Source organism: Leucobacter sp. 1207-22, assembly GCF_052850455.1.
Window position 1 is genome coordinate 407,362 of record NZ_VXCR01000001.1, and the last position, 13,832, is coordinate 421,193.

Annotated in this window: 16 protein-coding genes; 6 read left to right on the forward strand and 10 right to left on the reverse strand. The window is 60.2% G+C overall.

Annotated features, from left to right (window positions below):
- Positions 1-24: 24 nt before the first annotated feature.
- The 7 genes from FW756_RS01815 to tilS all read right to left on the reverse strand — a co-directional run bounded on the left by FW756_RS01815 (position 25) and on the right by tilS (position 6,811).
- Positions 25-552: a DUF3180 domain-containing protein gene (locus FW756_RS01815; RefSeq protein ID WP_446428471.1), complete on the reverse strand. Its 528-nt coding sequence runs from the start codon at positions 550-552 to the stop codon at positions 25-27.
- Positions 553-562: 10 nt separating this feature from the next.
- Positions 563-1,066, reverse strand: a complete 504-nt coding sequence (gene folK, locus FW756_RS01820; protein WP_446428472.1) for a 2-amino-4-hydroxy-6-hydroxymethyldihydropteridine diphosphokinase — start codon at positions 1,064-1,066, stop codon at positions 563-565.
- Positions 1,063-2,334: a dihydropteroate synthase gene (gene folP / locus FW756_RS01825; protein ID WP_446428473.1), complete on the reverse strand. Its 1,272-nt coding sequence runs from the start codon at positions 2,332-2,334 to the stop codon at positions 1,063-1,065. Before folP ends, folK begins: the two co-directional genes overlap by 4 nt.
- 1 nt (position 2,335) lies before the next feature.
- Entirely contained in the window at positions 2,336-2,920 is a 585-nt protein-coding gene (gene folE / locus FW756_RS01830; protein ID WP_446428474.1) for a GTP cyclohydrolase I FolE, read from the reverse strand.
- Positions 2,921-2,925: 5 nt separating this feature from the next.
- A complete protein-coding gene (gene ftsH / locus FW756_RS01835; RefSeq protein WP_446428475.1) occupies positions 2,926-4,980 on the reverse strand; it encodes an ATP-dependent zinc metalloprotease FtsH in 2,055 nt (684 codons plus the stop codon).
- A gap of 182 nt (positions 4,981-5,162) precedes the next feature.
- Positions 5,163-5,723 carry a hypoxanthine phosphoribosyltransferase gene (hpt, locus tag FW756_RS01840; protein WP_446428476.1) on the reverse strand — a complete coding sequence of 187 codons (561 nt, stop codon included), beginning with the start codon at positions 5,721-5,723 and terminating at the stop codon, positions 5,163-5,165.
- A gap of 38 nt (positions 5,724-5,761) precedes the next feature.
- Complete coding sequence (gene tilS, locus FW756_RS01845; RefSeq protein WP_446428477.1) at positions 5,762-6,811, reverse strand: tRNA lysidine(34) synthetase TilS; 1,050 nt, start codon at positions 6,809-6,811, stop codon at positions 5,762-5,764.
- A 103-nt stretch (positions 6,812-6,914) separates the two neighbouring features.
- On the opposite strand from tilS, the gene ppa reads away from it, so the two are divergent.
- The 4 genes from ppa to nrdI all read left to right on the forward strand — a co-directional run bounded on the left by ppa (position 6,915) and on the right by nrdI (position 9,563).
- Positions 6,915-7,409, forward strand: coding sequence for an inorganic diphosphatase (gene ppa / locus FW756_RS01850; protein WP_446428478.1), 495 nt, complete (start codon positions 6,915-6,917; stop codon positions 7,407-7,409).
- Positions 7,410-7,568: 159 nt separating this feature from the next.
- A complete protein-coding gene (locus tag FW756_RS01855) occupies positions 7,569-8,309 on the forward strand; it encodes a glucosamine-6-phosphate deaminase (RefSeq protein ID WP_446428479.1) in 741 nt (246 codons plus the stop codon).
- A gap of 86 nt (positions 8,310-8,395) precedes the next feature.
- Positions 8,396-9,061, forward strand: a complete 666-nt coding sequence (locus tag FW756_RS01860; RefSeq protein WP_446428480.1) for a hypothetical protein — start codon at positions 8,396-8,398, stop codon at positions 9,059-9,061.
- A gap of 61 nt (positions 9,062-9,122) precedes the next feature.
- A complete protein-coding gene (gene nrdI, locus FW756_RS01865; protein ID WP_446428481.1) occupies positions 9,123-9,563 on the forward strand; it encodes a class Ib ribonucleoside-diphosphate reductase assembly flavoprotein NrdI in 441 nt (146 codons plus the stop codon).
- Between the two features lie 20 nt (positions 9,564-9,583).
- On the opposite strand, the gene FW756_RS01870 is transcribed toward nrdI, so the two are convergent.
- On the reverse strand, positions 9,584-10,147 hold the full coding sequence (locus tag FW756_RS01870) for a phosphorylase family protein (protein WP_446428482.1): 564 nt from the start codon (positions 10,145-10,147) through the stop codon (positions 9,584-9,586).
- A 362-nt stretch (positions 10,148-10,509) separates the two neighbouring features.
- Here FW756_RS01870 and FW756_RS01875 point away from each other — a divergent pair, with 362 nt between their 5' ends.
- Positions 10,510-10,800 (forward strand): hypothetical protein, encoded by a 291-nt coding sequence (locus FW756_RS01875; protein ID WP_446428483.1) that lies wholly within the window; start codon positions 10,510-10,512, stop codon positions 10,798-10,800.
- Here FW756_RS01875 and FW756_RS01880 read toward each other — a convergent pair.
- A complete protein-coding gene (locus FW756_RS01880) occupies positions 10,797-12,092 on the reverse strand; it encodes an amidohydrolase (RefSeq protein ID WP_446428484.1) in 1,296 nt (431 codons plus the stop codon). The genes FW756_RS01875 and FW756_RS01880 overlap by 4 nt on opposite strands.
- Before the next feature lie 27 nt (positions 12,093-12,119).
- A complete protein-coding gene (gene uppS / locus FW756_RS01885) occupies positions 12,120-12,905 on the reverse strand; it encodes a polyprenyl diphosphate synthase (protein WP_446428485.1) in 786 nt (261 codons plus the stop codon).
- Between the two features lie 111 nt (positions 12,906-13,016).
- Between uppS and trhA the strand changes: the two genes are divergently transcribed.
- Entirely contained in the window at positions 13,017-13,820 is an 804-nt protein-coding gene (gene trhA / locus FW756_RS01890) for a PAQR family membrane homeostasis protein TrhA (protein ID WP_446428486.1), read from the forward strand.
- The last annotated feature ends 12 nt before the right edge of the window (positions 13,821-13,832 follow it).

The window sequence follows — 13,832 nt, forward strand, 5'->3', positions numbered from 1 at the left end:
TTTAGTCAGCACCACCGTCACGCTTTAGTCGGCGCCACCATCACGGAACGCTGGCTGATCGTTTCCAGCGCCGCCCGGCTCTGATCCACGTTCATCCGCGCCGTCCGCGTTTCCATCATCACCAGGCGGGATCTGGCAGATTCGTTCGATAATGATGCCGCACACCGCAAGCGTGAACCCACTCAGCACGGTAAGCAGCATGGGGAGCCAGACCTCAAGCGCGGCTGGAACGGTTCGCCCAAGTAGGGAAAGTAGCAAGCCAATCCCAAAGCCGCCAAACACGGCGCCAACGATTTGACCGGCGCGCGCAAGCGCAAGCACCCGCACCGCTTGGAACGGGTTGACTGCACCGGTACCGCGACGAATCTGTTGCCGAAGTCGCAGACCAAAAATAAGCATCAGAGCAACAAGCAATACGAGCATCAGCGGCATCGAAAGCGGTGGTGACAACGGCGCTTTCCCTCGCGAAGCAAGGAAGAACTGGACAAAGAGTCCAATGGCCATGCCGATGCTGAGGGCAGCCCAAAGCGCGAGCTGACTCATTCGTTGCATTGGACGCACCCTATTCCTCCTCTGGCTCAAGCGGCATCGTCGTATCGCCAAGGCCCAGAAGCAAGGCGGCCACTGATCCGCGCCCAGGAATCACGGCTGAATCATCCAGCGCTACCCATGGAGAAAGCACGAAGTCACGTTCATGCGCACGCGGATGCGGCACCTCAAGTCGGTCATCAGTGATGAACTGGTCACCAAATGTGATGACATCAATGTCAAGCGTTCGATCGCCCCACCGCACGTCTCGCACTCTGCCATGCGAGGCTTCAACGCTTTGGGCGAGATCAAGCAAGGCGTGAGGCGTGAGCGTTGTGGTGAGTCGAGCGACACCATTGATGTACCGTGGCGCGTCGGGGTCTGGGCCAGCAAGCGTCATCGCGATCGTCTCGCGCAGTGGCGAGGGCTCGAATGACAGAATTGCTTCGTGAGTGGCAAGCTCAGCCTGAGCGGCGCGGATCGTTGCGCCTCGGTCGCCAAGGTTGGCTCCGAACGCAAGGACGACTTCGACGGTCATCGTGTCTGACCTCCCGCGAAGCGTTCGACGCTCACAGAAACGTCGGCGAACACCGCGTCAATGGGAGCTTGGGGTTTGTGCACCGTAATGCGGGCACTGTGCACTCCCGCGAAACCGAGCGTCACGTGGGCTACGCGCTCTGCAACTGTCTCGATGAGATCCACTGGATCCTGTGCGACAGCGGCAACAATCGCTTCGGCAAGCTCACCGTAGTGGACCGTTGCTGCAAGGTCGTCTCCAGATGCCGCAGCTTTGAGGTCAACAGCGGCGTCCACATCGATGAGGAAGCGTTGCCCCTGCTCACGTTCGAAATCGAACACACCGTGGTGCGCGAACACCTCAAGGCCGGTGAGTGTGACACGGTCAAGTGGTTTTGCTGTCATCGCCTGCGCATCAGCACCGACTGGTGCCGTCTCAGCCTCAGACACATGAACTGGCGCACTTTCAAACGCGCGCAACACTGCCATGGCTTGAGCGGTACCCGCGGCGTCATGGACGCGCACTCCCCAGGCGCCCTTCTGTGCCGCAAGTACCGATGAGACCGCGGTTGTCAGGTCACGCTCGTGCACGAGTCCAAGGTTGCGAGCCGCTTCAGGGACATCAGCAAGCACTTCGCCAAGCATGCGCTTGCGTGAGGTGCCGATGAGCACCGGGAAGCCAAGGTCGGTCAGTGCTTCGAGATTGGTCAGCAGCTCCCACGCCTGTGCGCCGGTCTTGTCAAAGCCGAAGCCTGGGTCGAGCACGATGTTGTCGGGAGCGACGCCAGCGTTGATGGCGTTGTGTGCGCACATGCCGAGGGCATCACGTACCTCGACAACGACGTCGGTATATGCGGAGCGGGTGTGCTCGGGATCGGGGATTCCGCGCCAATGACCAGCGATAAACGTGACGTCCAGCTGCTGGCTTGCACGTGCAGCTACTGTGAGCATCTCAGGATCGTGCAGGCCACCGGAAACGTCATTGATGTAGTCAACGCCAACCGACACCGCAGCAGCGGCGGTCGAAGCGTTGAGCGTATCAATCGAGACAACGATCCCGCGCGCGGTCAACGCTTGAATGACGGGCATCACACGAGCGCGCTCGACTGCGGGATCGACCCTGGTCGATCCCGGACGAGTTGATTCACCGCCAACATCAATGATGTCGGCACCCTGTGCAACGAGGGTTTCAGCCTGCGCAACTGCAACCTCGAGATCAACGTATGCGCCGCCATCGCTAAAGGAATCGGGCGTGACGTTCAGCACCCCCATAATGAGCGCTTCAGTCATGTTACGAGTCCTTACGTCCGGGCGCGATGAGCGCGATTGCTTCTGCTCGAGCGGCAGGCTCAGCCAAGCTGCCACGGGCGGCAACGGTGATCGCGACTGCGTTTGACTCGCGTACACCACGATCAGCTACACACCCGTGATGAGCTTCAAGCACCACGAGTACGCCCTCAGGGTCGAGCCCGTTTTCCAACGTCTGCGCAATCTGCTCGCCCAGACGTTCTTGTACCTGCGGTCGGGAGGCAAGTGATCCGACAACCTTCGGGAGCGCGCTCAACCCCACGATCTTGGCACCCGGTCGATATGCGACATGCGCCTTGCCGCGGAACGGCAGCAGATGATGCTCACACATCGAACGCAGCTCAATGTCACGCATGATGACGATCTCTCCGATACCACCTTCAACGGGGATCGCGTCCGTCAGAAACAGTTCAGGGTCTTCGCCAACACCCGAAAAGAACTCCGCGTATGACTCGGCCACCCTGCTGGGCGTCGCTTCAAGTTCTTGGCTTTCGGGGTCAGCACCGATCGCGGCGAGCAGCTCTCGAACTGCTGCCGCGATCCGTGCTCTGTCGATTGGTGCAGTCACCGGTGTTAGTCCTTGTCGTTGACCTCAGCTGAAGTATCGCCTACGACAGTACCGTCGGTTGCGGACGCTTCTGCATCAGAGTCAGTGCTTGCCGGTGCCTCGATCGAAGCGAGTGGGCCATCAGTGCGGAGCGCAGCGGGGACCTCAATCGGCGGCCGATCAGACACTGGGCGATCCTGGTGAGACAGCCAAACCGGACGCTCAGGGAGCTTCTGCACGTTCTTGAAGATCTCTGCGATCTGGTTGTGATCGAGAGTTTCCTTTTCGAGAAGCTCACGAGCGAGATCATCGAGAATATCGCGGTTGAGGTTGAGCACCTCGTACGCCTCGTTGTGTGCCTGCTCGAGGATGTCGCGCACCTCGTTGTCGATCTTGACAGCGATTCCCTCTGAGTAGTCTCGACTCTGACCGAAGTCACCGAGGAACGCACCCTGCTGCGCCTGACCAAGCTTGATCGGGCCGAGGGTGGCAGACATGCCGTAGTCGGTCACCATCTTGCGGGCGGTCGAGGTCGCCTTCTCAATGTCGTTGCCAGCGCCCGTAGTGGGGTCGTGGAACACGATCTCCTCCGCTACGCGGCCACCGAGTGCATATGCAATCTGGTCTTGCAGTTCATTGCGCGAAACCGAGTACTTGTCTTCAAGCGGAATCACCATGGTGTAGCCGAGTGCACGACCTCGCGGCAGGATGGTGATCTTTGTCACGGGGTCAGTGTGGTTCATCGCAGCCGCGACGAGCGCGTGTCCGCCCTCGTGATACGCCGTGACGAGCTTTTCTTGATCCTTCATGACGCGGGTACGTCGCTGCGGTCCAGCGATGACACGGTCAATAGCCTCATCGAGCGCGCGGTCATCAATCAGCTGCGCGTTCGAGCGCGCGGTCAGGAGTGCTGCCTCGTTGAGAACGTTTGCAAGATCTGCACCCGAGAAGCCAGGTGTTTTACGTGCAACAACGTCAAGGTCCACATTCTTCGAGAGCGGCTTACCCTTGGCGTGCACCTGGAGGATCTGCAGACGGCCCTTCATGTCAGGCGCATCTACGCCGACCTGGCGGTCAAAACGACCGGGTCGCAGCAGTGCAGGGTCAAGCATGTCTGGACGGTTGGTTGCCGCGATCATGATGACGTTTGCCTTGGGATCAAAGCCGTCCATCTCGACGAGCAACTGGTTCAGGGTCTGCTCACGCTCGTCATGACCGCCGCCCATGCCCTGACCACGACGCTGTCCAACGGCGTCGATCTCATCAATGAAGATGATGGCAGGAGCATTTGCTTTCGCTTCTTTGAAGAGGTCGCGAACTCGGCTTGCACCGACACCGACGAACATCTCGACAAAGTCTGAGCCTGAGATTGAGTAGAACGGGACGCCTGCTTCGCCAGCGACTGCGCGAGCAAGCAGGGTCTTACCTGTACCGGGAGGGCCGTACAGCAGTACGCCCTTCGGAATCTTCGCGCCAACCGCCTGGAAACGGGTCGCGTCCTGCAGGAAGTCCTTGATTTCGTGAAGCTCTTCAACGGCTTCGTCTGCGCCAGCGACATCAGCGAAGGTGACCTTCGGGGTGTCCTTCGAAACGAGCTTCGCCTTGTTCTTACCGAACTGCATGACCCCGCGGCCACCGCCCTGCATGGACGACAGCATCCACCACAGCAGCAGACCAATCAGCAGCATTGGCAGCAAGAATCCGAGCAGCGACCACAGCGGGTTCGGCTTCGGCACCTTATCGGTGAAGCCGTCCTTCGGTGCCGCATCGTCGATTGCACTCACGATCGCGTCGCCGCGCGGCTCGACGTAGTAGAAGAACACCTTTTCGGTGCCGGTCTTCTTGTCTGCCTTCGCAAGCTCGAGGTTGACGCGCTGATCGCCATCAACGATCTCGGCTTTCTTGACAGCGCCATCGGCGATGAGCTCCAAGCCGCGATCAGTCGAGATCTCACGGGTGTCACTGCCAGACAGCAGCGACCAACCCAAGAGCACGATAAGCGGTGCAAGGATCAAGTAGACGAGGGGGCCGCGGAAGATGCTCTTCCGCTTTGCGGGTGCCTGGTTTGCGTTGTCAGCCAAGTCCGGGCCTTTCCGGGATCGTTGTGCCGGCGGGTCTCGACACGACGTTTAGCGTATCCCGAACCACTGACAGCAGTCTTCATCTCGTCGCGGGTTCCGCTCAGGGCGGATCATGCCTGAGTGCGACATGTGAGTATGAGCGCGTGTGTGACAACCAGGAGCCGCCACACACGCTGCCTCGATTAATCTTCCGAGGTGTATACGTGCGGCGCGAGAATCGCGACGTCACGCAGGTTGCGGTAGTCCTCCGCGTAGTCGAGACCGTAGCCAACGACAAACTCGACGGGGATGTCGAAGCCGACGTATGCAACGTCGACGTCTACCTTGAGCGCTTCCGGCTTGCGCAGCATGGTGCAGATCCGCACCGACTTCGCGCCGCGGCTCTCAAGGTTCTCCTTGAGCCAGGCGAGGGTGAGACCAGAGTCGATGATGTCTTCGACAATCAGCACGTCGCGACCGGTGATGTCTGCGTCAAGGTCCTTCAGGATCTTGACGACACCACTCGACTTGGTGCTCTTGCCGTACGACGAAACTGCCATCCAGTCCATCTGCGCGTGGAACCGCAGTTCACGTGCAAGGTCGGCCATCACCATGACCGCACCCTTGAGTACGCCTACGAGCAACGGCGGCTCATCACCGTAATCTGCTTCAATTTCGCGCGCCATTTCAGCGAGGCGCTGGTGGAGCTCCGCTTCCGTATGGAGAACGGTTGTGAGATCGTCACCCAGTTGCTTTGAATCCATGCGGATATATTACTCGTCCGAGCTGGACATTTGCACGGTCACGCATGCGCCTCGAACAGCAGGTCGCCCCGCACCCGCCGTACGGTGACGCCCGATGCGTTTACTGCACCCTGACCACGCCAGTCCGTCACCAGCGCAGCAACCTGCAAGGTTTGTTCACGCGTCATGCTCGCAGCACACTGCGTTGTTGCGAATCTGCGGATGACGCGGTGTCGTACTGCGGGGAGGAGATCCGCCAGAGCAGCGACCGAAAGCGCCCGTGGGTCGGCGTTCGAGTGGGTTGCGGAGCCTGCTACTTGGAGCACGCTTTCCATTGCTTCGGCGGCGAGTGCGTCGAGCGTGTCCGCGTCTTCGCGTGCAATATCAGCAGTACGGGCAAGCGCTGCGGATACGCCGGGGCCAAGTTCCGTCTCACACACCGGCAACACCACTCTCCGAGCGCGAACCCGCGCAAACGCCGTGTCAACGTTGTGGGGGTCGTGCCACGGCGTGAGTCCGTGATCCACGCAAGAGGCAATGGTGTCTGCCCGAGTGATCTCGGCACTTTCAGCGAGTAGCGGTCGAACGATCCGCACCCCGGGCGCAAGTTCTCGCTCGAGGGGAATCCCCGCGATTGCGCGTGTGCCTGATCCGCGGGCGAGCGCTAAGAGCACCTGCTCGGCCTGGTCGTCTCGAGTGTGCGCAGTCAGCACGGTTCCTGCGCCGTGCTCGTCCGCGATCTTGGCAAGCGCGGCATAGCGGGCGGATCGCGCGGCCGCTTCCATCCCGCCCACTCCTGTGCCGCCGGGCACTTCAACCGCACGGACATCAACTTCAACACCGTATTCACGTGCCTGAGCGGCAGCATGCTCGGCAATCGCGGCAGAACCTGGCTGAAGCCCGTGGTCAATGACGGCGGCGCGGATCCGCACCCCACTCCCCCGGAATGCTGCCGAGGACGCTTCCTCTGCGCAGGCGACGAGAAGTGCGAGTGAGTCTGCCCCGCCAGACAGTCCGACAAGGATCGTTTCGCCCGTCCGTGCCTGGAGTGCAGGGCGGATCGCGGCACGGATCCGCATGCCAGCGGGTGAATGCACGAGTTGGGGCATGGTTCCTAAGGTACTCGCACGAGACGTCGGGTACGATTGGAACGCTTTTGCACATTTGCACATCACGGCGGATCACCGCCCAGACCAGTCTGAAGGAGCGCCCATGGCCGCCGGATTCGACGCAGTCATCGAGATTCCCAAGGGAAGCCGTAACAAGTACGAGGTAGATCACGAGACTGGCCGGGTATACCTCGACCGCGTGCTTTACACCGGTTTCGTGTACCCCACCGACTACGGTTTCTTTGAGGAAACCCTTGGCGAAGACGGCGATCCGCTCGACGTTCTCGTACTGCTTGACTACCCGGTATTCCCCGGTGTTGGCATCAAGGTTCGCCCCGTTGGCGTCCTCAAGATGAGCGACGAAGCTGGCGGCGACGACAAGGTCATCGCAGTTCAGGTGAAGGATCCCCGCTGGGCACACATTCAGGACGTCGCTGACATCCCTGAGTACACCCGCAAGGAGATCGAGCACTTCTTCGAGCACTACAAGGATCTTGAGCCCAACAAGTGGGTCAAGGTTGACGCGTGGGGCTCGGCAGCAGACGCTGAGAAGCTCATCGTAGAGGCGCAGGAGCGCCTGCAGGCAGAAGGCCACTAAGCCTCCGCCAGCCGAGAACCCGGAGGCATCTGTTCCTCCGGGTTCTCGGCTTTTTGTTTGGCGTTTTCAGCGCGCACTCGGCTCATCAGTCGAGCTAGCCCGTAGGATTTACGCAGTAAATTCGTGTGAAGTTCACACGAGAGAGGACCTCGCTTCTAAATGGAGATTCACGTCATCGAAGACCCGCAAGCGTTGGGCGCACTTGCAGCGTCACACGTCGTCGCGGCGATCGAACGTAACCCGCAGGCGGTCATTGGCCTCGCTACAGGTTCGACCCCACTCCCGCTGTATCGCGCGTGGGCAGCCTCCGTCGCTGAACGTGGCCTCGACGTTTCACAGGTTCGGGGTTTCGCGCTCGATGAGTACGCGGGCATCTCACCAGAGCATCCCGAAAGCTACCGCTCGGTGATCACCAACGAAGCAGTGGTTCCCATTGGACTCACTCCCGAGTTTGTGCGGGTACCGCCGTCGACGGCAACCGACGCGGATGCGGCTGAGTACGACGCTGCGATCAAGGCGGCGGGCGGCATCGACCTGCAAATCCTCGGCATCGGCCGCAACGGCCACCTCGGCTTCAACGAGCCAGGAACAACCTTCGACTCGCGCACGCACCGCATCAGTCTCACCGACGAAACTATTGCAGACAACGCGCGCTTCTTCGATTCCGTCGAAGAGGTACCCACTGAGGCGATTACGCAGGGACTGGGCACAATCCTCGACGCACGCATCGCGCTCGTCATTGCGATCGGCGAAGCGAAGGCTGCTGCCGTTGCTGCAGCGATTACCGGCGACGTGACAGAAGACATGCCCGCAAGCATTCTTCAGCGCCACCCGCACGTGATTTGGTGCCTCGACACCGCGGCTGCCTCGCAGTTGCCTGCCGAGCTCATCGGGGCGTAGCACGCCAAAGCTCGACCTCCCGCGTCCCCCTCGCCCGCCCATATATGGTGGCCTGCGAGGGGTTCGTTTTTCAAGGGAGTGAATACATGACGCGCCAGTCTTCACGACGTCAGTTGATCCGCCAGGGATTTCTCTCGGCACTCGCCGTGATTGCGTGCCTCGTTGTGCTGTGGATCGATCTTCGTACCGGGCTCTGGAGCGAGGTCGTCGTTCTCTCAGGCATCGTCGGTGGTCTCATCACGTTCCTACTCACCGCCTTCGTGCTTCGCAGTACGCTCGCGCGCGCAAACGCCCGCCGGTGGGCGCCAGTCAATCGGCTCGCGCTGACGGAGTTCCTGCACGCAATCGCGGACGAGCAACGCAGTGAACTCTCACGCGGCATCGTCGTCGCTCGTTCGCTCGAGCTCCCCACCAATGGGGGCGCGGATCACGCAAGCCATGCTGAGCTTGAGGCGTTGCGCGACCAAGCGTTGCGTGACAGGCAGGATCTCTCACGTGCGCTGAGCTCGTGGGCAGAGTTTCTTGCGACCAACAGCGATGATGATCCAGTGTTGCTCCACGTCGCGCAGATCGCCATTCAGCTCGACCTTGTGCGTGATTGCGCGATCGCACTCGAGACCTCGCCGACCGCAGTAAACACGGCGCAGCTCGAGGCCGCTATTGCCGAAAGCAACGGCCGATTTGCCGCCCTGGTTGACGAGCTCCAACGCCAGATCAAGGTCCATGATGAAGATAGTGCGGCTGGCCGATAACTCACCCGGCGCGTGCACTTTTCGGGGCTAGGCTGAAGAGACGCACGAGGTCAGGAGCAGCATGATTGTCTACTTTTCTTCAGTGAGTGGCTACACCCACCGGTTCGTTGAAAAGCTTGGAATTCCTGCGCGACGTATCCCGATCCGACCTCGCGTCGACGGCATGATCCGCCTCACTGAGCCGTCAGTGCTGATCGTCCCAACGTATGGCGCTGGTCCTGCGACCAAGGCCGTACCCAAGCAGGTCATCGAGTTTCTCAACATTAAAGAGAATCGTGATCTCGTCATTGGGGTCATCGGGGCTGGAAACACCAACTTTGGCGAGGCATTTGGCATTGCAGGAGACATCATCTCGAACAAGCTCCAGATTCCGTTGCTCTATCGATTTGAGATCTTCGGCACCATTGAGGACGTTGAGACGGTGAAGGCTGGCATACCCGAGTTCGTCGAGCGTCGCATCGCCGAACTCGGGCTCACGCCGCCATACGTCACTGCGGACTAGCTACGGAGCTGCAACCGCAGTTACGCCGCAAAGCGCTCGTTCCAGAACGCACGCAGCTGCTCGCTCTTGTGAGCGACGATCTGGTCCCATTCCTCCTGCGTGGTCGAGCTATCTGCAAAGTCTGAAGGCACCTTGAAGACCTGAAGCGGCACGTTGAATCGCTCGCACATCGCGCCGTAGGCATAGCCCTCCATGTCGCAGAGCTGCGCACCGAGACCTGAGATCGTCGCGCGCTGCACATCATCACTGACGAACTGATCGCCGGTTGCCATCGTCGTCGTGTGTTCAGCTGCAAGAATCACATCGCCGTCAGGCTCAATCGTCGGTGAGTCAAGCTCGAAGTCGTGCTGCACGAGTCCGGTCACCTGGTAGATCGTGTTGAGGTCGAGACGATCGTCCCCGTCACCAACCACACCTGCGGTGCCGAGCACGACAACGCGATCAATATTGCCCTCAGCAAGCACGTCTGCGAGCCCGACTGCCGCGTTGATCTTGCCCACACCCGTAACCAGGTGCGGCACATCAGAGAACGCAGCTGCTTCGTCGCTGTGTGCGAAGACGAGCAGGGTGTTGTGTGCTGCCATGAGGGACTCCTCTAAGTTGATGTTGACCTTCGAAATGCGCGATGCGAAAAGTAAATGCTTGACATGCATCGAATACCTGTTCTATTCTTACAGGCTAAGTCGGAGTTTGCGTTTCGCAGCTCGAATTCTTCCACAGACTTCTTCTCTTACAGAAGTCGACAACAACTCGAAATCGTTGCGCACGCGCCTCATCTTGAACTGAGATTGGTCCGCCTCCCGGGCCCACGCGCTCTCGTTCTTCACTCCAGACTTTCGACTCCACCGAGCATCCGGCTCGGTTTCGGCGAACCAACCCGTGGTGTACCCACCTGTGCTTCGTCGTAATCACACCAACCCAAATGCACAAGAAGAAAGGACTTCTCATGCACACCTTCAAGAACATTTCTGCTCAGCAGCGAATCGCTCGTACTCCGTACCATGCGCTTGATCAGGACACCAAGGCAGGAGTCGTCCAGATTCCCGCGTGGGCTGAAAAGCGATCGGTATATCGCAGCGAGGGACGCACCCTCTACATTGTAGAAACTGCTGACCTCGATGAGGCACGCTCAGACCTTGCGACGATTTCTCGCGCTGGCTGGGACGTTGACGTTGAGCCCCTTGGCGAGGGCGCACGCATCTCGCTGACTCGACGCGACCTCGCGATCGCTGCCTAACCGATCAGACGTTCACGCGCCGATCTGGCGCGCTCAAGCACCTCATGCTTATCCAGTGTGAGGTGCTTTCCATTTTCATAGAGGTGCCGACCGCCCACCCAGACTTCACGTACGTCCGCTCCCGTTGCTCCGTAGCCAAGAAATGCGAGCGCCTCCGCTGCCCGAATCGGCGCGGCTGCGGTGCCACCAAAATCGACCGCAATGACATCCGCGAGCTTGCCTGCCTCGAGTACTCCAGCCTCTGGGAATCCAATGGCGGCGGATCCCCCAGCTGTTGCCGCGTGCAAGACCTGTGAGGCAGTCACCGTGACACCGGGTTCCCGACGAGGGAGCAACGCAGCAAGTTTGATCTCTTCGAACAGGTCGAGTGAGTTATTACTCGCCACCGAATCGGTCCCGAGAGCGACTTCAACGCCAGCAGAGAGCATTCCAGCAAAGGGCGCAATTCCGCAGCCGAGTTTGAGGTTCGAGACCGGGTTATGACTCACAGACACCCCGGCCTCCGCGAGCACCGTCGGTTCATCAGCCGCGAGCTGTACGCAGTGCGCGGCGTGCACCTCAGCGTCGAAAAAGCCGAGGTCAGCAAGGAAGCCAACTGGCGTCGCATCATATTTCGCGCGAATCGTCTCGACTTCGGCAGCCGACTCAGCGATGTGCGTGTGCACGGGAATGCCGTGGCGGAGCGCAAGGTCACGCACTTCTCGAAGAAACTCTGGGGTGCATGAGTAGGGCGCGTGCGGGCCAAAGCCGACACGGACCTGCGGATCCGCCGCATACTGTGCAGCAAGGTCGACCGTCGCTGCAAGCAATTCACGGCCCGTCGCCGGTGTCACCGCAGGGAATGGTGCATGGTCAAACGCTGTCACGGCCAGCGAGGCAAAAACGCGCATGCCTGCCGTGCGCACGCGGTCGATGAGTGCGGCGTCCCACGCATACAGGTCAGCGAATGCGGTCGTGCCCGTCTCAATCATTTCAAGCATGGCAAGATCGAGCCCGGTCGCGATGTCGTCAGGTGTCAGCTGCTGCTCTGCAGCCTGTACTGCTGCAAGCCACGGCATGAATCCATCGTCATCCGAGATTCCGCGCATGAGCGTCATCGCCGAGTGCGTGTGCCCGTTCGTGAGACCGGGCATCAGGAGCTGCTCGTGCAGCACACGGTCCGGTTTGGAATCTGGGCGGGAAGGGCCTGCAAAAGTGATGCGTCCGTGCTCGTCCCACTCAATTTCTGCGTCAGCAATAATCCCCGCTGGTGTCAACATTGCGGCCGCGCGAATCACCGTGTGCTCAGTCATACCGCCAGGCTAGCCGGGTCAGACGAACTACGCACCCAGCCGACGCTGCCGCGTCGAGTAATCACGGAGGGCGCGCAAGAAGTCAACCTCACGCAGGTCAGGGTAGAGCGCGTCAACGAAATAGAACTCTGAGTGTGCCGCCTGCCAAATCATAAAGTCTGAGAGACGCTGCTCACCGGAGGTACGGATCACAAGGTCAGGGTCAGGCTGACCGCTCGTCCACAGGTGTTCACCGATGAGTTCAGGGGTTAGTCGCTCGCCGAGCGTATCGATCGAACCGCCAGCAGCCTCGTGCTCAGCAATCACGCTGCGCATGGCTGCCGCGATCTCACTGCGCCCGCCATATCCGACGGCGAGGTTGATGTGCAGACCCGTGCGATCTTTTGTGCGCTCTTCTGCGGCAGAGAGGGCAGCAGCGAGGCCGGACTCAAGTCCCTCACTTGCACCGACGTGCTTCACCTTCCAGCCAGGATGCTCAGACAGCAGCGTCGCAAGCTCCCCGATAATGCCAAACAGATCTTCAAGCTCGACGCTCCCGCGCCCCTTCAAGTTATCCGCAGAGAGCAAGTAGAGGGTGACCACCTCAATGCCAGACTCTTCACACCAGCCAAGAAACTCGGGGATCTTACGTGCTCCAGCACGGTGCCCAAAGGCCGCACGCTCTTGCAAGCGCAGCTTTGCCCAGCGACGATTACCGTCAACGATCACCGCGATGTGCCGAGGCACACGCGCAACGTCGATCTCGCGCCGAAGCCGCCGCTGATAGAGGCGGTAGAGCAGCCCGGTACGAGGCTGTGATGGAGTTTTCGTCACTGACAAAGTCTATCTGTCTGCGGCCTTAGCAAACTCTGTTGAGCTGAAATTTAGCTGGCGATCCTCAACACATATACCCATGCAAAACTGTTGGGAACATACACTCGACCTATGACCACTTCAGGCGCCCCACTCCAGTCAGATGACGATGCCCCTGGTGCGCCTGACAGTGCGGGCCGTCGTTTCCCCGAGCCAGACAAGCTGTCGATCCCGCTCCTCGCTGAGGAACTCGAACACACAGCGCACGCCTCTGCCGCTCTGGACGTGCATGGCCAACCCAAGCCAGCATGGCGCGGTTGGATCCACGCAGGAACATTCCCGATAGCCGTCGCAGCAGGTATCGTCCTCATCGCGCTCGCGCACGGACCAGTTGCCAAGTGGGCAGCGGTCGTGTATCTCCTTTCGAGCTCTCTGCTCTTCGGAATTTCGGCGCTCTACCACCGCATTAATTGGGAAGATTCGACGAAGCAGCTGTTCCGCCGCCTCGATCACGCGAACATCTTCTTGCTCATCGCAGGCACCTACACCCCGATCGCGCTCCTTGCGCTACCACTCAAGACCGGCATTATTCTGCTGTGCGTCATATGGGCGGGCGCGCTTCTTGGCATCGGATTCCGCGTCTTCTGGATTAACGCCCCGCGTTGGCTCTACGTCCCGCTGTATCTCGCGCTCGGTTGGGTCGCAGTGATGTACCTCGGCGATATCTACCGAGCGAGCCCAGCCGCGATGATTCTCGTTGTGGTCGGCGGCTTGCTCTATTCAGTCGGGTCGGTGGTGTATGCCCTCAAGCGCCCAAACCCCGTGCCCGGCGTCTTCGGCTTCCATGAGATCTTCCACACGCTGACCGTGCTCGCGTTCCTCTGCCATTGGACATCAGCCCTGCTGCTTGCGCTCGATCCTTTCTACCTGCGGTAGTTGTGGGCGCGG